This is a genomic window from Cohnella herbarum, assembly GCF_012849095.1.
Lineage (GTDB): Bacteria > Bacillota > Bacilli > Paenibacillales > Paenibacillaceae > Cohnella > Cohnella herbarum.
On record NZ_CP051680.1, the window covers coordinates 2,361,629 to 2,387,867 of the forward strand.

Annotated in this window: 23 protein-coding genes; 2 read left to right on the top strand and 21 right to left on the bottom strand. The window is 50.6% G+C overall.

What is annotated here, in order from left to right; all coding sequences use genetic code 11:
- Nucleotides 1-22: 22 nt before the first annotated feature.
- The 20 genes from HH215_RS10675 to HH215_RS10770 form a co-directional block, all read right to left on the bottom strand.
- Nucleotides 23-2,284, bottom strand: a complete 2,262-nt coding sequence (locus tag HH215_RS10675) for a penicillin-binding transpeptidase domain-containing protein (RefSeq protein ID WP_169279884.1) — start codon at nucleotides 2,282-2,284, stop codon at nucleotides 23-25.
- A gap of 30 nt (nucleotides 2,285-2,314) precedes the next feature.
- Nucleotides 2,315-2,734 (bottom strand): cell division protein FtsL, encoded by a 420-nt coding sequence (ftsL, locus tag HH215_RS10680; protein WP_169279885.1) that lies wholly within the window; start codon nucleotides 2,732-2,734, stop codon nucleotides 2,315-2,317.
- A gap of 28 nt (nucleotides 2,735-2,762) precedes the next feature.
- Entirely contained in the window at nucleotides 2,763-3,734 is a 972-nt protein-coding gene (gene rsmH / locus HH215_RS10685; RefSeq protein ID WP_169279886.1) for a 16S rRNA (cytosine(1402)-N(4))-methyltransferase RsmH, read from the bottom strand.
- 74 nt (nucleotides 3,735-3,808) lie between these two features.
- Nucleotides 3,809-4,246: a division/cell wall cluster transcriptional repressor MraZ gene (mraZ, locus tag HH215_RS10690; RefSeq protein ID WP_169279887.1), complete on the bottom strand. Its 438-nt coding sequence runs from the start codon at nucleotides 4,244-4,246 to the stop codon at nucleotides 3,809-3,811.
- Nucleotides 4,247-4,373: 127 nt separating this feature from the next.
- On the bottom strand, nucleotides 4,374-5,519 hold the full coding sequence (locus tag HH215_RS10695; RefSeq protein ID WP_169279888.1) for a DUF4349 domain-containing protein: 1,146 nt from the start codon (nucleotides 5,517-5,519) through the stop codon (nucleotides 4,374-4,376).
- Nucleotides 5,520-5,637: 118 nt separating this feature from the next.
- Nucleotides 5,638-5,970, bottom strand: a complete 333-nt coding sequence (locus HH215_RS10700; RefSeq protein ID WP_169279889.1) for an antibiotic biosynthesis monooxygenase — start codon at nucleotides 5,968-5,970, stop codon at nucleotides 5,638-5,640.
- Nucleotides 5,971-6,050: 80 nt separating this feature from the next.
- Nucleotides 6,051-6,893 carry an ABC transporter ATP-binding protein gene (locus HH215_RS10705; protein WP_254450438.1) on the bottom strand — a complete coding sequence of 281 codons (843 nt, stop codon included), beginning with the start codon at nucleotides 6,891-6,893 and terminating at the stop codon, nucleotides 6,051-6,053.
- The gene (locus tag HH215_RS10710; protein ID WP_169279890.1) at nucleotides 6,890-7,903 is read right to left on the bottom strand and encodes a FecCD family ABC transporter permease; all 1,014 of its coding nucleotides are present in this window, start codon (nucleotides 7,901-7,903) and stop codon (nucleotides 6,890-6,892) included. Before HH215_RS10710 ends, HH215_RS10705 begins: the two co-directional genes overlap by 4 nt.
- A gap of 4 nt (nucleotides 7,904-7,907) precedes the next feature.
- The gene (locus HH215_RS10715; RefSeq protein ID WP_169279891.1) at nucleotides 7,908-9,182 is read right to left on the bottom strand and encodes an ABC transporter substrate-binding protein; all 1,275 of its coding nucleotides are present in this window, start codon (nucleotides 9,180-9,182) and stop codon (nucleotides 7,908-7,910) included.
- A 200-nt stretch (nucleotides 9,183-9,382) separates the two neighbouring features.
- Nucleotides 9,383-10,645, bottom strand: a complete 1,263-nt coding sequence (locus HH215_RS10720) for an adenosylhomocysteinase (protein WP_169279892.1) — start codon at nucleotides 10,643-10,645, stop codon at nucleotides 9,383-9,385.
- Nucleotides 10,646-10,694: 49 nt separating this feature from the next.
- Entirely contained in the window at nucleotides 10,695-12,341 is a 1,647-nt protein-coding gene (gene bshC, locus HH215_RS10725) for a bacillithiol biosynthesis cysteine-adding enzyme BshC (RefSeq protein WP_169279893.1), read from the bottom strand.
- Between the two features lie 152 nt (nucleotides 12,342-12,493).
- Nucleotides 12,494-13,549: a glycoside hydrolase family 113 gene (locus HH215_RS10730; RefSeq protein ID WP_169279894.1), complete on the bottom strand. Its 1,056-nt coding sequence runs from the start codon at nucleotides 13,547-13,549 to the stop codon at nucleotides 12,494-12,496.
- Nucleotides 13,550-13,554: 5 nt separating this feature from the next.
- A complete protein-coding gene (locus HH215_RS10735) occupies nucleotides 13,555-15,696 on the bottom strand; it encodes a cellulose biosynthesis cyclic di-GMP-binding regulatory protein BcsB (protein WP_169279895.1) in 2,142 nt (713 codons plus the stop codon).
- A gap of 10 nt (nucleotides 15,697-15,706) precedes the next feature.
- The gene (locus tag HH215_RS10740) at nucleotides 15,707-16,957 is read right to left on the bottom strand and encodes a glycosyltransferase family 2 protein (RefSeq protein ID WP_217362312.1); all 1,251 of its coding nucleotides are present in this window, start codon (nucleotides 16,955-16,957) and stop codon (nucleotides 15,707-15,709) included.
- A gap of 17 nt (nucleotides 16,958-16,974) precedes the next feature.
- The gene (locus HH215_RS10745) at nucleotides 16,975-18,630 is read right to left on the bottom strand and encodes a DUF2334 domain-containing protein (protein ID WP_169279897.1); all 1,656 of its coding nucleotides are present in this window, start codon (nucleotides 18,628-18,630) and stop codon (nucleotides 16,975-16,977) included.
- Nucleotides 18,620-19,459 carry a diguanylate cyclase domain-containing protein gene (locus HH215_RS10750; RefSeq protein ID WP_169279898.1) on the bottom strand — a complete coding sequence of 280 codons (840 nt, stop codon included), beginning with the start codon at nucleotides 19,457-19,459 and terminating at the stop codon, nucleotides 18,620-18,622. Before HH215_RS10750 ends, HH215_RS10745 begins: the two co-directional genes overlap by 11 nt.
- On the bottom strand, nucleotides 19,429-20,895 hold the full coding sequence (gene wsfD, locus HH215_RS10755) for a glycan biosynthesis hexose transferase WsfD (RefSeq protein WP_169279899.1): 1,467 nt from the start codon (nucleotides 20,893-20,895) through the stop codon (nucleotides 19,429-19,431). The genes HH215_RS10750 and wsfD overlap by 31 nt, the downstream gene beginning before the upstream one ends.
- Before the next feature lie 190 nt (nucleotides 20,896-21,085).
- The gene (locus HH215_RS10760) at nucleotides 21,086-21,484 is read right to left on the bottom strand and encodes a DUF3397 domain-containing protein (protein WP_169279900.1); all 399 of its coding nucleotides are present in this window, start codon (nucleotides 21,482-21,484) and stop codon (nucleotides 21,086-21,088) included.
- 20 nt (nucleotides 21,485-21,504) lie between these two features.
- Complete coding sequence (locus tag HH215_RS10765; protein ID WP_169279901.1) at nucleotides 21,505-22,419, bottom strand: ketopantoate reductase family protein; 915 nt, start codon at nucleotides 22,417-22,419, stop codon at nucleotides 21,505-21,507.
- Nucleotides 22,420-22,511: 92 nt separating this feature from the next.
- The gene (locus HH215_RS10770; RefSeq protein ID WP_169279902.1) at nucleotides 22,512-23,156 is read right to left on the bottom strand and encodes an RsfA family transcriptional regulator; all 645 of its coding nucleotides are present in this window, start codon (nucleotides 23,154-23,156) and stop codon (nucleotides 22,512-22,514) included.
- Between the two features lie 333 nt (nucleotides 23,157-23,489).
- Here HH215_RS10770 and HH215_RS10775 point away from each other — a divergent pair, with 333 nt between their 5' ends.
- Nucleotides 23,490-23,726 (top strand): DUF2626 family protein, encoded by a 237-nt coding sequence (locus HH215_RS10775; RefSeq protein ID WP_169279903.1) that lies wholly within the window; start codon nucleotides 23,490-23,492, stop codon nucleotides 23,724-23,726.
- Nucleotides 23,727-23,837: 111 nt separating this feature from the next.
- On the opposite strand, the gene HH215_RS10780 is transcribed toward HH215_RS10775, so the two are convergent.
- Nucleotides 23,838-24,992 (bottom strand): class I SAM-dependent methyltransferase, encoded by a 1,155-nt coding sequence (locus HH215_RS10780; RefSeq protein ID WP_169279904.1) that lies wholly within the window; start codon nucleotides 24,990-24,992, stop codon nucleotides 23,838-23,840.
- A 142-nt stretch (nucleotides 24,993-25,134) separates the two neighbouring features.
- Here HH215_RS10780 and HH215_RS10785 point away from each other — a divergent pair, with 142 nt between their 5' ends.
- Nucleotides 25,135-26,220, top strand: a complete 1,086-nt coding sequence (locus HH215_RS10785) for a coiled-coil domain-containing protein (protein WP_169279905.1) — start codon at nucleotides 25,135-25,137, stop codon at nucleotides 26,218-26,220.
- The last annotated feature ends 19 nt before the right edge of the window (nucleotides 26,221-26,239 follow it).

The following is a 26,239-nucleotide window of genomic DNA, read 5'->3' on the forward strand; positions in this document are numbered from 1 at the left end:
ACAAGTGGGTTAGAACAAGCCCTCAGCCTTCGGGCGAGGCCGGAGGGGACGAACCGGGCGGCTCGGCGGGTTGATCCGCGGGAGATAACTTTAATTGAAGAATCCATTTTCCATCGACTTTAACGGCTTTCTGCCCCGTAACGTACCCTTCGCCCTCTACCGTAGCGACGACCTTAAGCAGCGAACACATCTCCAGCGCATCGCGCAACGACAACCCCGTTAGATCGGGCACGTTACCGGGCTTCGCATCCGTAAGCAAGTAGATTTGTTGCGTCGACGGCAACACGCTGCCGCCTTTCGGCAACTGTTGCAGCACCTTGTTGCCCTTGCCAAGCACGCCGATCGGGAAGGAACGCTGTTTCAACTGCTCACGGGCTTGCGTGACCGTCAATCCCGTCACGTCAGGCACGGTTGCCGTTTTCTCGGCCGATTCGCCGGATTCAGCGGATTCCGTTGGCGATGCTTCGTCATCGATCGGCAAATTCGGCTTGATGCCGAGATGCATTAGCGACTTGGTCATGATTTCCTTGAAGATTGGACCTGCGACCGCGCCTCCCCCGGCATTATCCACCTGCGGCTCGTCCACGACGACGTACAGTACGACTTTAGGCTTCTCGACGGGCGCGTATCCGATAAAAGAAACGACATATCGATCCTTGGAATACCCGCTACCCGTTTCATTCTTCGTTACCTTCTGCGCCGTTCCGGTTTTGCCGGCGATGCGGTATCCGGGAGTGTAGGCGATCCGGCCGGTCCCGTTCTTCTGGTCGCTGACTACGGTTTCCAAGTAATCGCCGACTTTGCGTGACGTTTCGGGAGAGATGACTTGGCGAACGACTTTCGGCTCGGTTATCGTCTTTGCCCCGGTATTCGGATCGCTTATCGACTTTACGATGTGCGGCTGCAGCAGCTTGCCGCCGTTCGCGACCGCGGCGACCGCGGCCACCTGCTGGATCGGCGTAACCAACACTTTCCCTTGTCCGAAAGTCGCCGTGGCTACCTCGGACGGATAATCCAGGCTATACGGCACAGAAACCTCGTTCGGCAACTCGATGCCCGTCTTCTGCCCGAAACCGAAGTCGTTAATATATTGGACGAGCCGTTCCTTGCCCAACTTCTCGTATCCGAGCTTGACGAACGCCACGTTACTGGAATGCTGCAACCCTTCCAAATACGTGATCATTCCGTTCTCGCCCCAACCTACGCCGTTATTATGGTCTTTAACCGGCTTGTCCTTCTTACTGTATTTAATCGAACCCGATTTATAATATTCGTTCGGATCGAACAAACCTTCCTCCACCGCTCCGGCCAGCGTCACGATCTTAAACGTCGATCCGGGCTCGTACACCGACTGGATCGCGTTGTCCCGGAAAGCGTTCTGGTTGGACGCGAACTCCCAATACTTGTTCGGATTGTAATCCGGCAAGCTGGCCATGCCGAGAATTTCCATCGTATCGGGGTCGGCCGCGATGGCCGTTATGCTCTTCGGCTTGTAGGTTGCGTATGCGGTTCTCAGCGCTTCTTCGATATAGAACTGAATGTCCAAATCTATCGTTAACGTGACGTCTTTGCCGTCCATCGCTTGCTTGAACTCCACTTCGCCGTTAGGCAGCTGCGTTCTCGCCCCGTCCTTCTGGTACTTGATGAAGCCGGGAGATCCGCTTAGTTCGTTATTGAGTTTTTTCTCCAAGCCGTAGACCGCTTTACCTTCCTTATCCTCGTAACCTAGTATATGCGAAGCCAAAGAATCGTTCGGATAGGTGCGCTTCTGCTCTTCCACGAAAATAAGACCGACGTTTTTCGTTTCCGTGATTTTGCGTAATTCCTCGCGGAAAGCATCAAGACGATCTTTGACGGGTTTGTCGACCTTCCAGCCATCCGGGCGGATTTCCCGTTGGTCCCGGTACGTACCGTCTTCCTTCTTGGAAGTGACCATTTCCCGCAGATCGCTCTCAGACGTGCCTAACACGATATGGAGCTTCGATACGATACGATCCGTCAGCTTCCATTCGGGATGAGCTTGTTCCAGTTCCGCGATTCGCTTAGGATTAACGGCGATTGTATAGGCGAGGGCATCCGCGGCCAGCACCTTGCCGTCGCGATCGAGCAGCATCCCGCGCTCCTGCCGGATCGTCTCGCTCGTCATCCACGTCTTCATCGCCTGTTCCGTCCAGAAATCGGCCTTCACAACTTGAACCCAATAGATTCGAACGATCAAACCAAGAAACAGGAGGGTAAATAACCCTCCCGTCAGCAACGTCCGCAATTTAATTCGTTTCGTCATAGCTTAATCCTCTTCATTTCCCGATCATGCTCAGCGCTTCTTCGCCATAGCATTTTGATCGTCTTTGGAAGCGGTAATTCCCGCGCCAACCTTGACCATCCCTAGTTCTTTTATTGCCACTTCTTGAATTCGGTTTGGATCGTTTAGGCGTTCGACTTCTCTTTGTTGTTCTTTATTTTGCTCTATGACTTGCTCGTAATTCTTTTTAGTCGCTTGAATCTCACCGTTAATTTGATAGATTTGCGCGTAACGGAAAATAATAAAGCCCGCGACGAACACGACTAACCCAATCGTCAGCAAATAAAGCAGCTTCTCTCCGATCGGAATCGAGCGCTGTTGGGGGGATTGCTTTCTTTGCGGCTCTTGTTTTCTCTGGGGTGGTCTTGCCGGCTGAACCTTCTCTTCTTGTACGCGCTCCGGACGAAGCGCCAAGTTGCCGTAATATGCCATGTTTACCTTGTGCCCCTCTCAGCGATATCTATTCGATCTCGTTGGTTACGAGTTTCTCTGCGATTCTTAATCTGGATGATCGCGCCCGCGGATTGATTTCCAATTCCGCTTCTGTAGGTACGATCGGCTTGCGAGGCGTCAGCCTTAAGCGTCCGTCTCCTCCGCCGCATACGCATATCGGGAAATCCGTCGGACAACTGCAGCTCGCGACTTCCTTCGCGAACGTCGTCTTGCAAATGCGATCCTCCAGCGAGTGGAAGGTGATTACCGCGACGCGGCCTCCGGGCGCCAAACAATCGATCGCTTGATCCAGCGCTTCCTGGAAAGCTCCTAGCTCGTCGTTAACGGCGATACGCAATGCCTGAAAGGAACGCTTGGCGGGATGCGGTCCCGTCCTGCGCGTTGCCGCTGGGATGGATACCTTGACGATCTCGGCTAATTGTCCCGTCGTATCGATCGGGGCCTTCTCTCTGGCTTTCACGATATTGGCCGCGATCTTGCGGGCGAACTTCTCTTCACCGTAATCCCGAAGAATGTTGGAGATTTCTCGCTCTTCCCACTCGTTCACGATTTCCTTCGCGGTAAGCGATTGTTCGCGATCCATTCGCATATCCAGCTCGGCGTCAAGGTTGTAACTGAAGCCGCGATCGGCTTCGTCGAGTTGTGGGCTTGAGACGCCTAGATCGAACAAAATGCCGTCGACCTGCGGAATGCCGTCTTTCTCCGGAACCCTTGCTTGCTTCAGCGCCATCTTCAGGTACCGGAAGTTGCTTTTCACGAGCGTTACGATATCGCCGTAAGCGGCGAGCTTCATGCGCGCATTGGCGAGGGCGGCTTCGTCCTGATCCAGAGCGATCAATCTCCCTTGCGGTCCGAGCTGGGAAGCGATTAGCTCGCTATGCCCCGCTCCGCCCAGGGTACAATCGACATAAATGCCGTCCGGACGAATGTTTAAGCCTTTTACGGATTCCTCTTTCAATACGGTAACGTGGTGAAACATATTTGCTGCCTCCCGGTACCCGGCAATGGGTCCGTCTTTCTTGTTTATGTATGGTTTTAGATGTTGTAAGCGGCTTAGAAGTTAAAATCGAAATCGACGAGCTTCTCGGCGATTTCATTGAAGGAGTCGGCGGACTGCTTGGAGTATTCCTCCCAAGTCGCTTTATCCCAGATCTCCACTCTGCTGGATACGCCGATAACGGTGCAATCTTTGTCCAGCTTGGCGTATTCGCGCAAATGGTTAGGTACGTTTACCCTTCCCTGCTTATCCCATTCGCATTCGGAAGCGCCGGAAAACAATAGCCTGGAGAACGCTCTTGCATTTGCGGCCATAGACGGCAGCGTCTTGATCTTCTGTTCGAGCTGGGCCCATTCTTCGCGAGGGTAGACGAACAAACAATTGTCCAATCCGCGGGTGACGATAAAGTCGGTGCCGAGAGCTTCTCGGAATTTCGCCGGGATAATAATCCGTCCCTTGTCATCGATGCTGTGCTGAAATTCCCCCAGAAACATAAGCTCCCCACACCTCCTCCACTATTCACCACTTTCCACCACTCTGAACCACTTATGATGATTATTCGCGGCATAAAATAAAAATCCTGCCACGATGGCAGGATTTTAATAAATATATTTTACGGGATTAACGACTCCCGTCCTTCGGTTGTTGCCCTTCCTCCCCTGACTCGGTTGCGGTATCCGCGTCCCCGACATCGATCGCTTCCGTTGAAGCTCCGTTCGGTTCATCGGTTCTGTTCAAAGTTCTCCTTCTCTCCTCCGAGCGGACGCGTCTGCTCGCGTTGCGTTTGCGGACGAACAAGAAAACGGGAATTCCAATGACGGCTACGACGACGAGAACCGGGAGCAACGCGGCAATGACGACGAGTATTCCTTCGCCGATAACCCGCAGCGCCTTCGCGCTACCCGACAATGCGTTCGAAATCCGTTCTCCGAATCCCGCCTCCTCGTCCGTCTTCTCTTCCTTGATCTCTTCGATTCCGGAAGTTTGATAGAGCCGAAGGTTGATCGTGGAGAAAGCGACGTTCTGATCCAGGAAACGTATTCTCCCTTTGATTTGTTCGATTTCCTGCTGTACGTTGGCCAGCTCATTGGAGAAACGAACGAGATCGTCGGTTTTCGTCGCTTTGTCCATGAAAGCCAGCAACCTGGATTCCACCGTTTGCTTCGCTTTCAAACGGGCGTCAAGATCGACGAACTCTTCCGTCACGTCGTTGCCCTGCACTTCGCGTTCGAATTTCAGGCTTTTGATTTTCTGCAATCTTTCCAAGAAAGGGGAGAAGCCTTCGGAAGGAACTTTAATGACGTAAGTGGCGCCGACCTCGTTCGTATTGCGGCTATCGGAAAACTGCAACACATACGCCCCGCCAAGATGAATTAAATTCAGCAGTTGCTCTTCGGCGACTTTGAATTCCTTGACCTTCATGACCAAGTCGGCACGGTAAATGACTTTACGGCCGAAGCCCGCATTCGCGTCCGCGATCGGGCCGATCCCTCCTCCTCCCGCTGCGGCTTGGTCATTAACCGTTAACGATTCGCCAGCGGCCGGAGCTGATGATGCTTCCGCTTCGGCCAACAGGGCAGCATCTCCTGAGAACGCGACCGACAGTTTCGACGAACTCTGCATTGCCGCGGGTGCCGCCTCGTTCACAGCAGCCATCGAATCGCTATCTTTGTTGTTACTGCTGCAAGCCGTCATCATTAACAGCAGCAGAACGGCCGTGAGTAGCAACACGCCGTTCCTTAAGCCCCATTCTCGTTTCCCCTTCATCTCGATCTCCCCTTTTATTGGTATCTATTGGGATAGACGCAGTGGCATAGGAAAATGTTTCCTAATAATAAAAAAAAGAAAACCCGCTTCGCTTTCCTGCGGGCGGGAGCATTTCAATTTAGTTTTCTGCGGGAAGCGCGGGAAGATGGGAAACGATGACTTCGTGCAAAGTGATTTTGTTTCCGATCACCTGATCGCCGTTCCCGTTTTCCCGGCGGGCCGCATGGGCTTGCTTAAAGGAATCGCTTTGCACCCAAGCATCGAATGCCTCTTTGTTGTCCCAAGTCGTGCAAACCTGGAATTCATCGTATTCCTCTATTCCTTGCGTTTGCAACAGTTCCATTCTCACGAAACCTGGAAAGGTGTGAACGTTTTTCGGAGACTTGAATCTTTCCCGTATGACGTTACCGTAACCCGGCTTAGCTTGGATCGTATTCGTTACGATGATCATTCGAATCTCTCCTTTTGTTTTAATTTACTTTAACTAAATCGGCATGCGCCGAAGCTACGAACGACTTAACGAGATCCGGGTCAATTGCCACCAGCGGCTTTCGCGATTCCAACGTCATTGCCTGATTCCTCCTTTACTTTCGCTTTAGCTAAGCCCCGCGGGGTATAGACCGGCTTCCCATCATCCTCGTAAATCTTCGCTTCGATTCCGAATACCTGAGAGAAGAAAGCCGGCACGTAGACTTCATGCGGAGCACCGTCGCTAACGACGGCGCCATCCTTCATCGCGATGATTCGATCGCTGTAACGGGCCGCTTGATTCAGATCATGGAGCACCATGACGATCGTAATGCCTTGCGTTCGATTCAGATGCTGCAACAATTCCATGACTTCAAGCTGATGGGCAACATCCAAATACGTCGTCGGTTCATCCAGCAGCAATGTATGCGGGGTTTGCGCAACGGCCATCGCGATCCATGCCCTTTGTCTTTCGCCGCCGGACAATGTGAATAAAGAGCGATATTGCATCTCGGTCAAATGGGTCATTTCGAGCGCCCAATCCACTATGTCCTCGTGCTCGTTCCGGCATTCCTCGTACCACTTCAAATGAGGGTGGCGGCCTTGCTTAACCAGATCCCGCACCGTTAGATCCAGATTGTGGTCCTGCGTCTGCGGCAGCATCGTTAGCATCTGGGCGATCTTGCGCGTTTTCATTCGGGCGATCGCTTCCCCTTCCAAGAACACGACCCCGCTTCGCGGTTGTACCAATCTCGTCATCAGCCGCAGTACGGTCGATTTACCCGAACCGTTAGGCCCGACGATGCTTGCTATTTCTCCCTGACGAAAATGAATTCCGATGTCCTCGACGATGTTTCGGTCCTGATAGCCGAAAGAAATCCCTTCCGCGTTTAAGGCGCTCTTCAAACTTTAAGCCCCCTTTTCAATAAATAGAGGAAAAACGGCGCTCCGAGCAAAGCCAGCAATACGCCGACGGGAAATTCGATCGGATCGAACCACGCCCTTGCCGAAGTATCCGCGGCTACGACGAGCGCTCCTCCTCCGAGGGCGGACAGAGGCAGGAAATACTTGTAGTCGTTACCGACGAGCATTCGCACGATATGAGGCACGACCAGACCGACGAAACCTATCAATCCGGAAACGCTGATCGCGATGCCCGCCATGAACGTAGACATGAGAATGACAAGCATCCGGCTTCTTTCCACACGGTTACCGAGCAATTTCGCGACTTCATCTCCCAGAATCAGAACGTTAGCATGCTTGATCAGAAATAACGATAGCAGTATTCCGATGCACGCGTAGGGAGCGATAGTATCGAAGTGCGGCCAGCTTTTGCCGTTCAAGCTTCCTGCGAGCCACGGCAGAACGGCTTGCACCTTCTCGCTGTTCAGCAGCATGACCGTCGTCATTCCCGCGCCGAGCAAGGAGTTAACGGCGACGCCGGCCAGAATCATCCGTCCGGTCGGCGCCCCCTTATTCCATGCCAGCGCGTAAATGATCGCGGCGGCCGCTAAAGCTCCCAAGAATGCCGCCAACGGCACGAGCGACATCTGTTCGGGGAATAAGATCATAATCGAAACCGCGGCCAGTCCGGCTCCGGCGGACACGCCGATAATCCCCGGATCAGCCAACGGATTACGGAATACTCCTTGGAGAAACGCACCCGAGATGGCTAAGCATATCCCGACGAGTAATCCGGTAAGCACTCGCGGAAGTCGCAAATTCCATACGATTTGACGAAACTCGTTTTCCGTATTCGAGAATAGCGACGTCCATACTTCCTTAGCCGGTATGGAAATGGCACCGACCGTTAAACCGTACAGAATGGAGAGAATCACTAATGCGATGAACATTACGAATAACAGGATTCTTCTTCTGGTTCGAGGATCTTTCCTCAATGGTTTTGATAAGCTCATTCCGTTATTTCGCCTGCAGAAGCAATTTGTTCAGCGCCGTAATCGCTTCGGGAGCCCGCAATCCCGGATTTGCCGCGAACAAGTCATTCGGCAGCACCTCGAACTGATCCGACTTCACGGCGCCGAGGTTTTTCCATGCCGGATTGCTCTCCAGCTCCTTCTTGAAGCTTGCTTTTACTTCCGCTGGATCGCCGTGAGTGATCAAGTAGATCACGTCGGGGTCGGCTGCCACGATTCTTTCCATACTAAACTCGGCGTACTGCGGCATCGTATCCATCTTCGGAAATTTAGCCGCTACGTTTTCTCCGCCGGCCAGATCAAGGAAGTTGCCCGGGTAACTCGACGGAAGGGCGACCACGAAGCTGCCCGTTGCTCCATAGAGGATTAACGCTTTAGGTTTCTTCGCGGGTTGGCTAGCCGTAATTTGCTTCAGCTGTTCGTCCATTCGTTTAATCAACTTAGCTGCTTCTTCCTCTTTCCCGAGCACTTCGCCATAAAGCCGAATGGAGTTTTGGATTTCTTTGAAATCGTTATGCGAGTTCAATAACACTTTAGCTCCCAGCTTCTCGAGCGTTGCAGTTTGCGGCTGCAAGGACGGGCTTCCGATAACGAGGTCCGCTTTTAACGTAGCCAGCGTCTCGAAGTTGATTCCATGCGCGCTGCCGATCTCCGGTATCAAGGCGGCTTCCGGCGGATAAACTTTGCCCAGCGCGGTAGACCTTCCGACGATGTTTCCGCCGAGGGCGGCCACGATCTCCGTATCCGACGAGGATAAAGTCGCGATGCGTTCGGGAACTTTGTTTAGCGTAAGGGGACCCGTTTTCGTTTGCACGGTCAGTTTGCTGGCGATTGTGACTTGTTTTTTCGCGTTATCCCATTTCACCCACATTCCGAAAGACTGAGCCAGGGCGCGAAGCGGAACGAATGTCGTGTTGTTGATGCTGACAGGGGCGGATTCAAGCTGTTTTTTCTGATCGTTTATGTATGCCGTCGCAGATCCGACAGTATAGGTTACCGTATTCTTGTCTTTCACCGCTTTTACCGTTTTCGTCTTGGCATCCCAGCTCACTTTGCCGCCCATGCCGGTTACGACGTTACTATAAGGCACCATCAAGCGGCCTTTTACGATTTGAGGCGCGGTCGACAATGAGATTTCTTTACCGTCCACGACCACCTTGATTGCGTTATTCGATGCCGCTTCCGCGGGTTGCGCTAATCCGGCGGCACCCCACAGGATGACTGCCGATAATATTCCGGTCCACAACTTTTTACGATACATTTTATTTCCTCCCGATTATGAAGATGATGAGTTCTGCGATGATCATCATTATGACGTCGATAATGATAATCATTTTCATTAAGAACAATACATGATAATGATTATCATTGTCAATATACATCCGTTTAAAATAAAAAAACGTTTACTCCGCCGAAAATAATCGGTGAAATAAACGTTTTTAGGTTTGTTAGATTACAGCATTAGTGGGATGCCCAGCTGTCCAAGTAGGCTTTCTGTTCTTCCGATAGCGTATCGATCTTGATCCCAAGCGATTCCAGCTTCGTACGGGCAACAAGCTCATCCAGCTCGTAAGGTACGTTAACGACCTTGCTGCCGATGCTCTCGTAGTTCTCGTTCACATGGCGCAAAGCGATCGCCTGCAACGCGAAAGTCATATCCATGATTTCCGCAGGATGTCCATCTCCGGCCGCAAGGTTCACTAAGCGACCTTCCGCAAGCACATAAATTTTACGTCCGTCCTTCAGGACGTATTCTTCGATATTGCGGCGTACGACGCGTTTGGATACCGATAGTTCCGCAAGCTCCACGAGGTTCACTTCGATATCGAAATGTCCGGCATTGGACAGGATCGCCCCGTCCTTCATGTTCGCGATATGTTCGCCGCGAATGACGTCCTTGTTGCCCGTTACCGTAACGAAGAACTCTCCGACTTTCGCCGCTTCTTCCATCGACATCACGGTAAACCCGTCCATGTATGCTTCTACGGCGCGGATGGCGTCGACTTCGGTTACGACGACGTTTGCGCCTAATCCTTTCGCGCGCATCGCCACGCCCTTACCGCACCAGCCGTATCCATTAACGACTACAGTCTTACCCGCAACGACAAGGTTCGTCGTACGATTAATGCCATCCCATACCGATTGGCCCGTGCCATAACGGTTATCGAACAAATATTTGCAATACGCATCGTTAACGGCAACCATCGGGAACTTCAACGAGCCGTCTTTCTCCATTGCTTTCAAGCGCAAAATACCCGTCGTTGTCTCTTCCGCCCCGCCGCGGACTTGCGCGAGCAAATCTTGGCGTTCCGAGTGAAGGATGGATACCAGGTCTCCGCCGTCGTCGATGATCAGATCCGGCTTCGTTTCCAATGTTTTGACCATCAGATCCTTATATTCTTGCGGATCCGGATTATATTTCGCGTAAACCGCGATTCCGTCTTCGACGAGCGCCGCGCAGACATCGTCTTGCGTAGACAATGGATTACTGCCCGTGATAACGACTTCCGCGCCGCCCGCTTGAACGACTTTGGCTAAGTACGCCGTTTTGGCTTCCAAGTGCAAGGAAATCGCGACGCGCAGTCCCTTAAACGGCTGATCGCGTTCGAACTCTTTACGAATTTGGTTCAAAACGGGCATATGGGCTTGTACCCAATCGATTTTCAACTTGCCTTCCGGTGCCAAAGATGGATCGCGTACGATGCTTGTTAAAGCCGTTTTCATAAAATAATTCCTCCAGGTTCTCTGTTAAGTGCATGTTTGAACAACCTCTTCAAACTGTGGTAGTCAAGCCTTCCACCAGGCGGTTCCCGCCGGTGTTCTCGTAAGGAACGTCCGCCCATAAGGCCAGCCAATCCGGGCCGTAACGATTCCAGAAGTGGACGGTACCGTAAACCCTCTCCTGCGGTTTGTCCAGCGGAGAGAAGGATAGCCGAATGCGGTCCCATTGACGGAGCGAAGTCTCATGCTGCTTGGCGATCGCGTCGATAGATCGCGACTCCAAGTACGTGATCTGTTCCAATATTTTATCCCGGTTACTTACCGCCAAGGAGGCGAGACCAGGCTGGACCGATGATACGGTATTCATGATCGGGGCATACAATTGTTTGAACTGGCTTTTTACCTGTTCGAATTGCTCCTCGATATTCCATTCGTCCTGTTTAGCAAGCCAATCCGCCCTGCGTTGATCCAGATCGGACATCGCTTCCTCGACGGACAGGGCGTACTTATCCAGAAGCTTGGCTATATTCGCTTCCAGATAGATGAAAGATTGACGCGGTATAAGTATCGGCATGGACATTCCGAATTCTTCAAAGGCCGGACCGAGAATGCCCCAATAAGCCAGCTCGGACGGACCGAGAACTGCCCCAAGCACCGGAAGCAAGTAGTCCTGCATGAGCGGTCGCGTCAGCGCGTTCGTGCTTAAGCGATCCGGAGTCGATTCCGTCAACTCCAGCATCTGTTCGCAAGTGTAGGAAACATTTCCCTTTCGGTCAATGAAACTTTCCTTATCTTTATGAAGCAATAGCCTTCCTTGCTCATGATGAAGGAATAAGTTCGCGCTTCCGTCCGTCGTCTCCGCCTGCAGCTTGAATCCCCGGCCGAGCACATGCTGTTCTCCTTGCTTCAAAGCAGCTTCGAGCTTATCGTTACGGACGATCAGCTCTCGGAACATCGGTCCTTCCAATGCCCTGAGATTAGGGTCGTCCGCATCTAACAACACGAGCCCTTGACTCCCGAACCAGTCCGCCAACAGCCGGGCGAAAGCCAAACTTAGCGAAGGCGTATCCTTAACATGGCTTTGAAGACGTTCCAGCAAGTTTTGCTTGAATTCGGTATCCGGCAGTTGGGCGGCTAGCTCTTGAAGCGCCGCATCCCACTGCTCTCCGCTCAGTCGAGTTCGGCTGACGGCAAGTCTCGGCCCTTCCGGCCTTTCGATCCTTACGCGTCTGATTGCGCCTTCAGAGGATTGAATATTCACGTGATTGGCTTCGTCGAAATCGTGATCTTCGCCCGCGATCCAGAAGAGCGGCACGACCGGTCTGCCTAGTTTTCTTTCCGCTTCTCGCGCCGCTTGAATGACGGATAAAGCTTTATAGAAAATCAATAAGGCACCGCCGAACAATCCGGCTTGTTGCCCGCCTACGATAACGAGACTGTTCGGTTGATCCAGCTTCTCCAGCGACAAAGCGCTCTCGGGGTAAGCCGGCAATCGTGCCTGATAGCTCTTCAGCGCCTCGGTTACGCGTTTCATGCTCGCCCTCGAACCTGTCGTTCGATCTAAGAAAGCCGCTCTTTCCGCCCAATTCTCGTCATTCGAAGGATGCTTGCCGAACAACTCGCTAACAACCGAATCTCCCAACCTATATCTTTCGGCTAACGAGGTTGGGTTTGTTTCTGCAATAGATATAATATTCAAAGGGAAGTTTCCCCCGTTCTGTCGTTGTGTCATCAGATTGATTGTACACAAGAGCAGAATGCACGTCAAAAGGTTTGCGCGCCTAAAATCGCGAGGGATTCGTCCTATGCTCAAGTATACGCCTGTTTCTATACCGATGTTCGGGCTTATTCCTACCAGTTTCGGATGACTTCCGCGCTTTCCTCGGAGGGATAATAATTTTTGTCTTCCCCGTCTTCTCCGATCGCGAAGACGGAGAAACCCATGAACCATGGCTGATCGAAAGATTGCCGGTAAGCTTCGAAACCTCTCGCCTGCTCGGCGCCGTCGTAACGTTCCGACGGATTCGGATTCCACGGATGCCGGGCGGCGTACTGCCGTTTCGGAAACCCGAGCTCCCCCAAGAAAATCGGCTTGTTCCATTTCTCGTGCAATCGTTCAATCTCGCCGACGATATTCTGACCGCGGGAATAAGCGGACGATTTAAGCAAATCCGCTTTAAGTTGATCTACCGTATTGACCGGGCGATCGGACAATTCGAAATAGGAGGCGATAGAAATAAAATCGACTTTGCCGAATATCGGGTTGTTCAGCTTTCGCTCGAACGCTTGCTTGCTCTCGTCGTCCCAGTCGGCGGTATACCACCAATTCGTTTTATAAGTGACCAAGCCGTCAAATTCACCCCTGACCTCGTCGATCAGTCGGCTCCATCTATCCTTGCGATGCTCCAGATGAACGAGATTGGATGCAACGCAAACCGCGGCAGCCCCTTCCGGAACGACCACTTGCTCCAAAAGCTCCTTCACGATGTTCGTCCAATTATCGAAAAAAGCTTCGACGTCGCTCGGGTTCCAATCCGTTTCGTAAAATTGCCCGCCACCGATCCAAGGATAAGGCTCAACGATCATCGTTATCCCTTTCTCCCGAAGCTCTTTCATTAACTTGCGGGCTTTGAGGATGCTGTCGGGATCAAGCGACATCGTGCTGGAATCCAAATCGTCGATCTTAACGATCACAGGGACGTTCACGGTGTTAAGGGACAACCTTTTCACATCCGAAAGCGCTTGTCCGATCGAATAATCGACCGACAGATTTCCCGATTTGACCGAGCGAGCCAGCAAATCGATCGGACGATCCGGCTTCGCCGACTTGAGCCACATTCCCCCTAACGCAACGACGACCAGAATAGCTGCGAGCCATGACGTAAGTCGGATTGCGGAACGCGACAACTCGCTTACCTCCTTCGGTATTTTCTCCAATACCATACGCCGCCGATAACGATCATCAGCAATAAGGTTCCGAAGATGACGGCGAAGCGTTTAAGCTCCGGACTGCTGAAGCTTACTTTCTCCGCTATGTTCAGACTATCCCCTTCGATAAAATAGTGATTCGTCGCGTTGTCCCATCGGTCGACTAGAATCGCGTTGCCGACCATGCCGGACACGAACTTGGCTTCGGTCAAAAACTTCTTCGCATGAAGAAGATTATTTTCCAGAGGTGCGGTCGCGAACAGAATGCCCCGTTCCGGATTGCCGGGATTGGGTACCAATTGCACCGAAGCTAAATTCCGCGAGAAATTTTCTAACAGCCTTCTCATTTCATTCGACTGAAAATAGCCGAACCCTTCATCGTATTTGAACCATAAGCTGGCGTTTAAATTCCGAAGCGCTCGGACGTTGTCCGGCGTGCCGACGACAATGTAATTGCTCGATTGGTCCGGCTCGACGAAATCCCGATCTTTCACGACTACGAGTTCTCCCGTGTTATCACGCAATTCTTTGCCTAAGTACCCGTACAAATCGGCTAGGAAATCAAGCTCGGTATTCTCGATCTCGTTCGGAACAACGACGACCGTATCGTTAAACCGCCCGTCTTTCATGAACGGCCACGGATAATTTTCCAATAATAGCGCCCGCTCGTCCTTCGTCGGCAAGAGGATGGACGACTGCGCGTCGACGAACGCCCATGGGGTATCGCTCTGAATTCGGGCGCACTCCTCGTTCGTCAGCTGCAAATCGAAGGCGATTTTCATTTCCACGTAATGCGATTTAATGGCATTGTTCGGAATAGCGACCTCGATCTTATCGCTTCCCGCTTTTTCCGACTCCAGTTTCTTGCTCCCTGCCGGAATACCGTTAATGTAAACCGTGACCAGCGATTTACTGAAATCCAAATTTTGCGCGTATCTGATTTGCAAAGTCGCTTTCGCTCCCGGAACGACTAACCGGTTAGAGGCCATTTTGATTCCGATGGAAGCCTGCTGCCTGTAGGGTCCTTCCAGGTATATCCCGGTCGGGTATCCCATATCCTGCAATAGCATTTGATCGTTCGACGCGTTCTCTGTAACGGTTACGTCGGTTTCTTTGGCGACATAATGAACGTCCGATTCGATCTGCGACGTCAAATCTTTGTTCATTAACAATCTGGCGGCCGTATCCAAAGCTCCGTCGTCTTGGTTCGCGACGATCGCCATAAGCGTTCTTTCCGCGTTATAGGGGGATGCGGATCTGACAATTACCGCCCCTTGGCGCGTTTCGTCCCCTTCGCTCCGAGTCGTTTTCTCTTGAATTTCCCGAGGCAAATGCTTTGCTTTCCCTACGTAGATAATATCGTAGTTTGCTTTATAGTCCGAAGAAATTTGGGAGTCTCTAACCAAATTCAAATCGGCGTTTTCTTCATTCATCCGCGCTCCGAGGCTCGACGCGATCTTAAGAGCCGCCGCTATTTCTTCTTCGTCCGCCTGATCGGGAATCAGGATTAAGCCCGATTGGGATTCCGGACTGGCGCTCGCTTTAAGGAACGGATAGGGATATTCGCTTATCGGTCCGCCGGCCGGTTTTTCCTTGAACTCCAGATGAACGTAAGACGTATCTCGTACGTGCACCCATCTGCCGTCTCGCGAATCTTCGACGCATGCCGCGACTTCCTGCTTCTGGCTGACTTCCAGCCTGATCTCGTTGCTGCCCTCTTTGATTGCGTAACGAGGAATGGCGATCTTTAACGTTTGGATTCGTTCGTCGTCCGGGGTCAGCAGCTCCGAATGAATCGGCTTGTCGTTCACGTATACCGTAAGCGCGGAAGACTTGGATAGCTCGCTTGCGGTCAAGGATAAGTTAAGCCAAGCATCGCTAACCTTCCAGTGCTTGTCCACGTCGATATAAGTCCTATCGGAGCCGAAGTTGCCTTGGAACTCGATATCCCGGTTAAGAAAATAATTTTTGGACAACGTGGGCGAACCGGCAGGCGCTTCCCATTGCCCGGGAGCGCCTGCAGCCTGGCCGGAATGCTTCTGCTCCGCGAATGCGTTAGCCGATGAAGTCAGCATTAGAACCGCGACAAGCAAAGCTGCGTTGAATATGGAAATAACAGATTTCATGACGAACCTCCTAGAACCTCTCCGTTTTATACCATTTCGCCTCTAGTCCTAGAACGCTGTCCCTGAAGTACTGCCAAACGCCCTTCATGGCGACGAATAACCACAACTGGCAATAGGTGAAATACATTAAGGCTATTAGCGAGATATTCTTGTAGTTGCTTTCCCCTTTTTCCATGCTTAACGCGATTGCCATCTCCAATATGAATACGATATAAGCCATGATCCATAGCAGCACCGTATTTCCGGCGACATTATACTTGATTAGATTACATGCGCCTAATATAAATATGGCATCGGAGATTAGCGCGGAACTGAGGAAGAAAAAATAGACGGACGAGAAGTACAGCAAATCGAATCGCACATGCCTGAACTCCTTGGAGAAGATCAGCTTGAAGTTTTTGACGAGCACGTATACGTTGCCCTTCACCCATCTGCTACGCTGCCTCATCCACACCTTCACCGTCTCGGGTTCCTGCTCCCATGTCACGGACAACGGCATGTATTTGATCTTGTATCCAAGACGATACAGCCTAAAGCTGATTTCCGTATCTTCCGCGATCGCTTTCGTATCCCAACCGCCCATCTCTTGGATCAGCCGTTTACGAATAATAAAATTAGTTCCCGGAATGGTGCACAAATTAAACAATTGCCATCTGCCCGCTTGAACCATCCATTGAAATCCGAGCGTTTCGATATTGATGAACTTGGTTAGCAGGTTTTTGTTCTTGTTGCGGGTTCTGAATTTTCCGATAACCGCTCCCAAGGAATCGTCCTTGCTGATCGTGTGGACAAGAAGCTTCAGCGCGTTCTTCTCCGGCGTATTGTCCGCGTCGTATACGGCGAGCAACTCTCCCGTACTGATGAGGTACCCGTTATTCAACGCTCCGGACTTCCCCTTGCCCCCGGTCTCTTTGTCCGTCGTAAGGATGATCAAGTTCACTCCTGGATTGCGTTGTTTGACCTTTTCCAGGATTTCTCCCGTCCGGTCGGATGAATTATCGTTAATAATGATGATTTCCAGCTTATCGCGCGGATAGTCGAGAGCGATAAGAGCGGTAACGGTTTGCTCGATAACCTTCTCTTCGTTATGCGCAGGGACAAGCACCGATACGGTCGGATATTCATCGAGCGGCTCGTCTACATTCATTTTCAAAGTTTTCAAATAATAAACGTACCCTCCGATCATTAACACGATGTTCACGAACAACATGACCCAAATAGAGATCATGCAATACAAGAACAAGTAGTCGACGATTCCCAGGTTATTCCCCATTCCGCTCACCTCAAATGCTTGTTACGGTCGATTCGCTTGCCTGCGACGAAAGCCAGAACGAAAAATAAGATCACGATCCCTGCCACGATAAACACGATAAACAACACCTGAGAGATCCGCTTGTTCACGTCCGATAATTCGCCGCCCGCCGGAGGGGGTGTCTGATCATCCGGGGGTTTTTCCTCATACGCGGCCCTTTGACCGTTCACCGTAATCATCCCGTCGCTTACGGTAATTCGTTTATCCCCGAAAGCAACTTCTCCTTCCGAATCGCGAAGATTCGCGAACGACGCTCCGGATTGCTTTAATTTCTCGACGGTCATCTGCAGGCCTTCCCAATCGTTCTCTCCGGTGAACTTAACGACGGAGGCGATATCCGTTCCCGGCAATTGTCCGGTTCGGCCAAGGCTCCCGACAGAGAAGAGCTGATCCGCAATAAAACGGCCTGTCCAAGTTTCCTCGGGAAATAGGTCCCTCGCATATCCTTGCCAAGATCCATTCTGGACAAAAGTCGTAAAATAAGAGAGAGCATTAGCGAACTCCGGGTCGAAGAGCAGATCGGGCGGACCGGATAGGGCTAGCGGATAAATCCCCGCGTCCATATAAGCTTCCAGAGCAAGATCGATCAATGTCTCCGGGCTTTCCGGGCTAGTGACATTGGAATCCGAATAGCTCTCGATGTAAGTCCCCCATTCGTCCGGCGGTTTCCATCCTTGCAAATTCCCTAGTACCGCCGTACCGCCGAGATGTTGAATTCGCCTTACGACTTCGAAATAACGTTCCATTTCCTTATATTCCGTGTTAACGAATACCGGTCTTAATTCGAGAATAAACGGGACCCCTTGTTCACTTAACCACTGTGCGGCTTGTTCGAGCTTATCGTAATCAACGAATGGACTGATATCGTCCAGCTTAATGTAGACGCTAGGCCATTTCGGCGACTCGGTTCCCAGCAACCGACGGATCGTATCCTTGAATGCCGCTCCGTTGGCATCCCCGCTGCCGTACGTGGCAATATTCCATAGGCGTCCGCTCCGAATCGCATATGGAAACCGTTCCTTCCCGTCCGACAAAGTTCCCACGACCTCGACTCCGTCCTCCGCCAGCGCGACCAATTTCGGAACTTGAGCCGTCTGACCGATCAGCATCGTCTCCGCTTTTCCATCGATAGAGGTTTGCGATACGTCGAATGGATACGTCAATTCCGCGAACTGGTTAGAGTATCCCGCAACCTTAAAACCGTCCATTAACCCATATTCCGCGTATTTTTCGATTCCCCCGCCTACCCAGCCGATTTCCCCGTCGAAGCTGCTTAGGCTCGTGCCTAATATAACGTTGACAGGTTCTTGCGTTACTCCGACTACGATGACGTAGTCCTTGCCTTGGATGAGCCGATCCTCGTAATCGTTTAGACTGACAAGCGTCACTTCGGAACAATAGGCTCTCAGCAGTCCGTAGAGCGACATGATCCGTTGTCTGCCGCTTCCGTTCCGACCGGCATCCTCGTTGTTGTCGCCGCCATACACGACGACCGCTGATTTATCCGGGATAGGAATGCCTGCGGCCCGGACAGTGCCTTCCGCCGCAAAAACCGGTATTAATATCAGCATGGAAACCAGGCTTATCTTGAGAAAGACTATCATTAGACGGTTAAACGTCATATTCCATATCCTTCTCGGCCGACTTGCGGAATCCGATCACGTCTTGTTCGCGGTCGAGGTATTCGGAGATTCCGATTTTCAATTCGAGCTTGATCGTAACCGCTTTTGCCGAGTTATCCACGTTCAATTGTTTGATGTTTTCCTTGATCCGCTCTTTGACGATCATCGCGCCTTCCTTGTTCGTGAAGAGCAACAAAGCAAACGTTCGTCCGTCTTCCAGCATGTAGCTGCAATCTTCCGTTCGCGTGAATTCGACGAGATGACCTCCGATCGTTTTCAGAATATCCTTCATCCTGTCCGATCCTACGATTCCTTTGATGTCGTCGAAGTACATGATGTTTACGAGCATTAGGCTAAGCGGCAAATCGAATCTGCGCGACAAACCCATGTGTTGGTTCAGAACGCCGTAGAACACCTTTACGTTATCCAGGCCCGTGCTTGCATCGACGGTAACGTAGTCCGCGTATTCTTGTTTCATCTTCGTATTCTCGGCTTGCAAGCCGCGAACTTGGCCCCCGATATTCGACGTAATAATGGCAACCGTCGGCAGGAGCACCATCCAATAGTAAACGTGGGATTCGACCGCGTTGCCCAGAATCACGTTGCCGTACATGACGTAACTTCCGTAGAAGAAGATGACGACAGCCGCCAGTCCCAACGAAATGACCATTCCGGAGAAATAAGACATAATTCCGATCGCGAAAATAAGACTGAGCATGATCATATTCTCGAAGTAATGCTCCTTGGGTAACAAGATGAACAAGTTAACGACTCCGTACATCAATATCGCGATTACGATTACCCAGATATCGAGCTTTTTGGCTTCCAATGACTAGCACCAGCCTTTCTCCGTGAACTGTATTTAACATACAAAGAATTAAGGGAATAAACGACGACGGAAACAAACATAAAGTCGAAGCAGACGTTAAACAAGAACAGATGCTTAGCCAAATCGGCATCTCCCGCGCCAAGGAACGACACGGACAATTGAATGAGGCCGATCAAGCCGACAAGACCGAAAAGCTCTAACCGGATCATCCCTCGGACGTTGCCGTTCTTGAAACGATCGACGTAAAATTTCAACAAGCTGCCGAAGTATAAGGCGTAGAAAAGAAGGATAAAGCGAAAGCTTTTCGGAAATAGTTTTTCCTTCAGACTGCTCCATACGACGAAATCGTTCGTTTTTGCCCCATAACCTTTTCGTTCCGACTTTTCATAGTTTCCGATCGCAAGCGGCCGGATCGTGTAGGCATGCTTGGCGGCTAAATCCAATTTACCGAAAGCTCTGTCCATATGGAGCAAATAAAATTTAATGACGGCGCCATATCCCGCATTCGGATAAAATCGCTCGTTCATCAAAGCCGACTCCGAATTCTCGATGCTGTATTTGTCATAATAGGTTGTCCCCGCAAGCAATGAAAATTTCTTGTCTAGTCCCAATTCCTCCATATCCCGCTCCGGATTCGGAGAATCCTCGAGAATTCCCCTCGTCACAGTATGATATTGGTTGATGTGACCGATACCATCCGTAATCGCTAAATAGATGAACGCGGACAAGCTCAACAGAAGCACCGTCGTACTGCCGATTACAATCTTCCATAACTTATCCTTTCGCAGGCTTAACAGTCTAACGCTAACGATGGCGAACAATAGACCGATCGGCGCGTTCTGCTGCTTCGCGGCGATAAATACGGCAGCGCTTAGGAAGAACAGGACATATTCCCCTACTGAGGGCTTCTTGTCCCTAAGAAGCCTGAAGCCGAATGCCAAAGTCAACAATAAGAACACATAGGAAGCCGGTTCGCCATAGAAGGAACTGAAATAAGAAATGTAACCCGCATCGCCGAAAATCATAATCGCTAATATCGAAGTCGCGATAATAAGCGGGAAAGTCATCCTATCGGCGAAGTTTTTCAACAATAAATAAAAAGCGGTAATAAAAACGATGCCGTACAATATCGCCAACGTCCGAATATCGAAAAGATTATCCTGGGTGAACCATAAATCCAAAGCGAGCGCCGTACGGATCATGAGGGTCAACGAGGATACGAATAGAGCGGTTCGTTCGAACGGATATTGCCGTATGCCGTACTCCATATTGAAATAACCGAAATGACGATCGTCGAAGCTTTCGGTTAAATAATAAAGACCGACATTATGGATCTCCCGGAAAAAATCGCCGTTATCGGCCATACCAACGTAAGGCTTAATGAATAAGACCGAAATCACGATGAAAGCCATGATGCCCGTGAATATCCCAATCACGAAACCCGGCTTCCTCATTAAATTAGTATTTAGAATATTTTTCCTTTTCATAGAAATATCCCTTTTTAAGTATTAATAACACATATATCTGCATTATATAACACAAATACGGTTTTAAAATTGAAAAAAAACAACCCAAATATTACCTAGAGGTTGTTTTTGATGGAGTACCTATGTCGAAATCAGTAATCTATCCACTCTTTGCCGTCGGAAAAATCAGTTCTAAAAGCATAAGTATGATATACAAGACGGATAATCCGAAGAAGGATAATCTCCATACGGCCCGAAACAGTTTCTTGGAATCTACTTTGCCTTTTATGCGATTTTGCGCGTTACCGATCAATCCCCCAATAAGCAGCATGATCAGAATTAAGAAGAAAGGTCCGAAGCTGGTATGCAATCGAAGGTTTAGCCTGCTGGCTACGATACCGAACAGGAAAACGACCGTTACGTCCATAGCAAGTCTAATCGCTCTCTTGCGATCTCCGCCGCGAGCCGCGGATACAAAATAGATGAGAAAGAACGGTATAATAGGCACGGTGGCCAAAAAAGCGTAGGATTGCACCAACGCATTCCAGATGGAGCCCATAGGTTAATCACTCCCCTATTCTAATGGATCGCTTTGACAAGCGCCGTAACGGCATTGTTCCAAGGTGCCTCCTTGCCTTTGTCCGCCGCCATCCGGCAAATCGCCCCGTTAATAAACTCGACCTCGGTTTCCCTATGCGCGGTCACGTCCTGCAGCATGGAAGATTCGTTCAGCCGAGTATCGGCGCATACCTTCAAGACGATATTCCATAGCTCCCGTTCATTCTTTAAGCCATATAGGCTTAGAATTCCGAACGATTCTTGAAATAAAGCCTTCATCGCATTCAAACGGCCGGTGGATTCGGTAAGCTCCCCATTGCGCAATCGCAATATCGCCGTAAGCGGATTGATTACCGCATTCACGAGCAGCTTACGCATAATCGCTTCTTCCAACTGTTTCGACAATAAAACGGTAAATCCTGCCTGTTTCAACATTCGTTCTACGGAACGTATCACGTTCGTCGCTATCTCTAGTTCGCCGATCGTCGTTTCGCCGATTCCGGTATGACGAACCGTTGTCTCGTTTATTCTAAGAGCGCCTTCGGTCGTAATCGCCATAACGAGTTTCCGACCAGGCAATCCATGCGTCAGCAACTGACGATGTCCTACCCCGTTCTGGAAGAGCACGAGCGTACCGCCGTCCGGGACGATCTCCGCTAGTCGTTCGAGAAGCTCGGGCGTAAATGCCGTTTGCTTCACCGCGACCAGAACGATCCCATTCTCGCTCAACGTTGCTTGTTCTATCGGAATCGCGCGAATATTTACTTTTCTGACCTCGCCGCCCGTTTGTTCGACTATCGTTAAGCCATTGCGATTCAAGAGAGCCGCTTGATCGCCCGTTCTCGTCCATAGTTCACAATCGCATCCCGACGCAACCATCTTTCCGGCAAGCAGCAAGCCTAGAGAGCCTCCGCCCAACACCGCTATCTTATCCATCGTTTGGAAACTCCTTGTTCCGTTTTTAATAAACATACCAAAGCAAAACCCGCGAGGATAGTCCCCGCGGGTTAAAGCTCCGAATCTTTCGGCTATTCGATTCTTTCGAGATTTCCGTTAGCGTCCATCTTAAACCTCGCGCGATCCTCGTCTACTTCTTCCGTTAAGAATGCAAGACGGCGCGCGCGATCCATAATTCGAATAAGCGCTTTATAATCGTCGTTAACGACGCGATAATCCGTCTGCACCTCGTTTACCTCTTTGGACAGGCGCTCGTTGACTTCGCGATATTCGTTCAGACGATCTTCCTTATCCTTGTTTTCCTTCTCGAGATGGCGAATCTGCCGGCTCATTTCCTGTACGGTGCCTTTCCATTGGCGCAAATAACGAATTATAGCCTCCAAGGACATCGATTCGGCAGACAATAGCTCCGCTTTCGCGTTGTCGCCTTCTTCGACGACGAGCCTTTCCGTGCCCGAGATGGTGGAAATCCCTTGTTTTTTGAGATAATTCCGTTTCTGACGCTGTTGTTTGGCCATTCCGATTGCCTCATCGTATCTCTTGCGGACACAACTATTCCATCGGAAACCGCAAGCGGCAGAAGTTCGGGCAATTCGCTGCCCCACTTCTTCGAAAGCGGATAATTGGGTGCTGCCTTCACGGATGTGACGAAGTGTTACCTCCGCCAGGATCAAATCGTCATCCGGACTCCATGCGTCTTGTCTCACAGCCGTCATGGGTGCCCTTCCCTCCTTAAATATTGCGTATATTTTGCTGCTTTCTTCATTACTATGCCCGTAGTAGAATTCATAGAATCTATCGGATACTTCTATTTATATCCATTTTTTGATTCACTATACCTTTTGTCGGGAAATCGTAACGAACATACGCGCGAATACATAGTTACCGAATTGCGGGGTACATTAATTTTGAACGCGTACTTTAAGCACAATATGGCCTAAACCGTAAAAAGTTTGCCGATTCGTCACGACTTGTTTGTTTACACTCTTTTGTCCAAACGTTATAATATGCTTTAGAAATCGTCTTGCGTATGAGAGGGGAATATTGCGATGGCACGAATGTTTAGGGTGCTCGGCTTCTGGACACTGGTAATTGCCCTAATGGCGTTTGCAGGCAACATGTACGAATTCGCGTTGCTGTTCTTCGTGCAAACTGCCGTTTTCTTCTTGCTCGGGTATTTGAACTTTACCGAACGAACGTATCTCATGATGTTCTGGGGATATATGGTCCTCGCCTTCCTCGGATTTACGTATTGGAGCGTATTCGAGATGGGGATGCCGGTATAAGCCCGTATTCAAGAACGGATACATACCTTAATTCTCAGTAATGAAATGAACAAGCAAAAGAAGCTGCATCGTTGTCTGCGTAGACACGATGCAGCTTCTTTAAGTTGCCGTCTATTCGTCCTTCAACAGCACCTGAACCTTAAATAATTCGCTCATGCCGTCCGACAATAACAATTGACGTATGGCGCGGTTACGACGAACGATGGGATGGAACGGATCCGTAATCGCATGAGAGCTCAGCTTTCCCAATACTCCCGACTCCAGCAGGAAGCTTTTCTGGGTACCGTACCACAACTCCCTGCAGCCCGCCGCTAAGGCAGCCCGACGAATATGGCTGTAGTTGACGTGAGCGGTCAAATCCTGCTCGCCAGGAACGGCATAAGGATCGTTATGGGCTCTATGTTCGCGGTAGCAAAGCAAAGTTCCGTCCATGCGATGCTCGGACATTAATTCTTCCGTCTCGTCCCCGTAATCGATGAATAGGAGAATGGCGCGCCTTAACCGGCTAGTCAAGTTCGTTACCCAATCCGCGGCGTCCAAATTGAGTTCAATCGTCTGGTTATCGAGCAAAACGATGTTTTCCGCTTCGATCCATTGCTTCAAGCGAGGTTCAACCGGTTCCATGAGACACGAAAACAACCCTTGCTCGTCGCTCCAGGAAACTCCCCATTCCAGCAGCTTGCCGTTCCGCTGCGTTAAGCGATAGATCGGAAAAGCATCCAGCAGCTCGTTCGCCACGATGACGACCGGATCGTTCGTCTCGAAGGTTAACGATTCTCCTTCGTCGCTCCCGATGATCCGAGCTATTCCGAATTCGATCTCTCCAGCCAATTCTTCCTGGGCTGCATGCCTGTGTACCGGATTCCCTTCGACCAACGTCAGTCGGAAATTTCGGGTCTCGCTCCCCTTCCATGCGTCCAGCATTTGCCGGCTCAGACGCCCCGTGCCGCCGCCCCAGTCGATGACTTCCACGGCTTCCGCATCGGCGAACCATTGTTTGGCAAGCCTCGATATTTCCGAAGCCAATTGCTCTCCCATCAGTTCTCCGATATAGGAGCTCGTATAGAAATCTCCGTCCCGTCCTACCCTCGTAGATCCCGAACGATAATATCCAAATTCGGGATGATACAGACAAAGCATCATATACTGATGAAAGGGGATGGCGGACAACTCTTTACCTTCATCCGACATTCCTTTGCGATGGGCTGACCCGATCGTATTTTTAATGACGGCCGTCAATGGCGTTTCCGAAATCGCCGCGCTCAAAGGTCCCACACCTTCCCCAAGCCTAGTAGTCATATTATAATAACATAGGATCATACAACGCGCCGTTCTTCCGGTTATGACGACCGTTCCGCAACGTCATATGCGCAAGCAATCGATCGCATCATGGAAAGGAGGGGCACCGATGCGCCGTTGGTTACTGGCACTACTTTTTACAATGTTGATTTTCGGTTACCTATCCCGATCCATAGCTCTCTTTCCCGTCAACGCGGAGCCGCTTCCCGAAGAGACGCGCAAGCTATTGGAGAAAAGCTTGTCCGTCGTCGAATTGGACCGGGAGATTGAACGAATATCCAAGCTCAAGGGTACGACCCAGACGGATATCGAGAAAAGCGAGCGGCGGATCGCCGAGCAAGAAATCGCTATCGCCGTGCAGAGGGAAAAAGCCGGCCGGGTACTGCGATCCTACTATATGGGATACAAGGATTTCTGGTTATCGGCCGTAATAAACGCGAAATCTCTGCCCCAGCTTGTGCGTGTATGGGACACGATGGATATGATTATGCAATCCGATAGCAAGGCGATGAGCGGCTATGCCGAGGAATACCGTAACTTGAAGCAGGGCTACGGGAAGCTCCGGCAAGACAAAGAGGATTTGGCCGCCGTCGAGACGCAGCTTATCGCTCAACGCGAACGAATCCTGTCTCTTCAGAAGGACTTGGATCAGGCGCTAGCCGCTAGCGGAGATGAGCAATTGCTGAAAAAGCTGATGGAGGAATTGCAGGCTTATTGGAAAAACGTAGGACTTTACGAGGTCAAACAACATTTTAGAGCGCTAGCCGAAGCCATGCAGAATTTACCGGATTTCGTTAAAAAAACACCCGGCATCATTCAATCTAACGGTTTAAAAACAAAGCTGACGCTCTCGGATGACCAGCTTAACGAATTTCTTCGTCAAGAGGATAATCGCTTTCAAGACTTCGCGTTTACGTTCGAGAACGGTCTCTTAACGATGGAAGGAGACAACGGTAACATCAAGGTGAAAATTCAAGGCAGATATACCGTCGAGAACGAACCGGAGAACGCGATTCGGTTCCATGTCGATTCTTTGATCTTCAACGGCTTGGAATTGCCGGATACGACCCGCGCCGATCTCGAGAGGGAATTCGATTTGGGCTTCTACCCGCAAAAACTAATCAAATTCGTAAAAGCGCAAAGCGTCAGCATGGAAAACGGCGAACTGGTCGTCCAACTGTCGATAGGAGGATAATCGAGATTCGAGCTTGCCA

Bases quoted from the DNA above. Each gene is read 5' to 3' on its own strand.
- HH215_RS10675 (WP_169279884.1), bottom strand. From the start codon at position 2,284: ATGACGAAACGAATTAAATTGCGGACGTTGCTGACGGGAGGGTTATTT.
- HH215_RS10715 (WP_169279891.1), bottom strand. From the start codon at position 9,182: ATGTATCGTAAAAAGTTGTGGACCGGAATATTATCGGCAGTCATCCTG.
- rsmH (WP_169279886.1), bottom strand. From the start codon at position 3,734: ATGTTTCACCACGTTACCGTATTGAAAGAGGAATCCGTAAAAGGCTTA.
- HH215_RS10695 (WP_169279888.1), bottom strand. From the start codon at position 5,519: ATGAAGGGGAAACGAGAATGGGGCTTAAGGAACGGCGTGTTGCTACTC.
- ftsL (WP_169279885.1), bottom strand. From the start codon at position 2,734: ATGGCATATTACGGCAACTTGGCGCTTCGTCCGGAGCGCGTACAAGAA.
- HH215_RS10770 (WP_169279902.1), bottom strand. From the start codon at position 23,156: ATGACGGCTGTGAGACAAGACGCATGGAGTCCGGATGACGATTTGATC.
- HH215_RS10760 (WP_169279900.1), bottom strand. From the start codon at position 21,484: ATGGGCTCCATCTGGAATGCGTTGGTGCAATCCTACGCTTTTTTGGCC.
- mraZ (WP_169279887.1), bottom strand. From the start codon at position 4,246: ATGTTTCTGGGGGAATTTCAGCACAGCATCGATGACAAGGGACGGATT.
- HH215_RS10785 (WP_169279905.1), top strand. From the start codon at position 25,135: ATGCGCCGTTGGTTACTGGCACTACTTTTTACAATGTTGATTTTCGGT.
- HH215_RS10765 (WP_169279901.1), bottom strand. From the start codon at position 22,419: ATGGATAAGATAGCGGTGTTGGGCGGAGGCTCTCTAGGCTTGCTGCTT.
- HH215_RS10720 (WP_169279892.1), bottom strand. From the start codon at position 10,645: ATGAAAACGGCTTTAACAAGCATCGTACGCGATCCATCTTTGGCACCG.
- HH215_RS10700 (WP_169279889.1), bottom strand. From the start codon at position 5,970: ATGATCATCGTAACGAATACGATCCAAGCTAAGCCGGGTTACGGTAAC.
- HH215_RS10775 (WP_169279903.1), top strand. From the start codon at position 23,490: ATGGCACGAATGTTTAGGGTGCTCGGCTTCTGGACACTGGTAATTGCC.
- HH215_RS10735 (WP_169279895.1), bottom strand. From the start codon at position 15,696: ATGAAATCTGTTATTTCCATATTCAACGCAGCTTTGCTTGTCGCGGTT.
- HH215_RS10710 (WP_169279890.1), bottom strand. From the start codon at position 7,903: ATGAGCTTATCAAAACCATTGAGGAAAGATCCTCGAACCAGAAGAAGA.
- HH215_RS10745 (WP_169279897.1), bottom strand. From the start codon at position 18,630: ATGACGTTTAACCGTCTAATGATAGTCTTTCTCAAGATAAGCCTGGTT.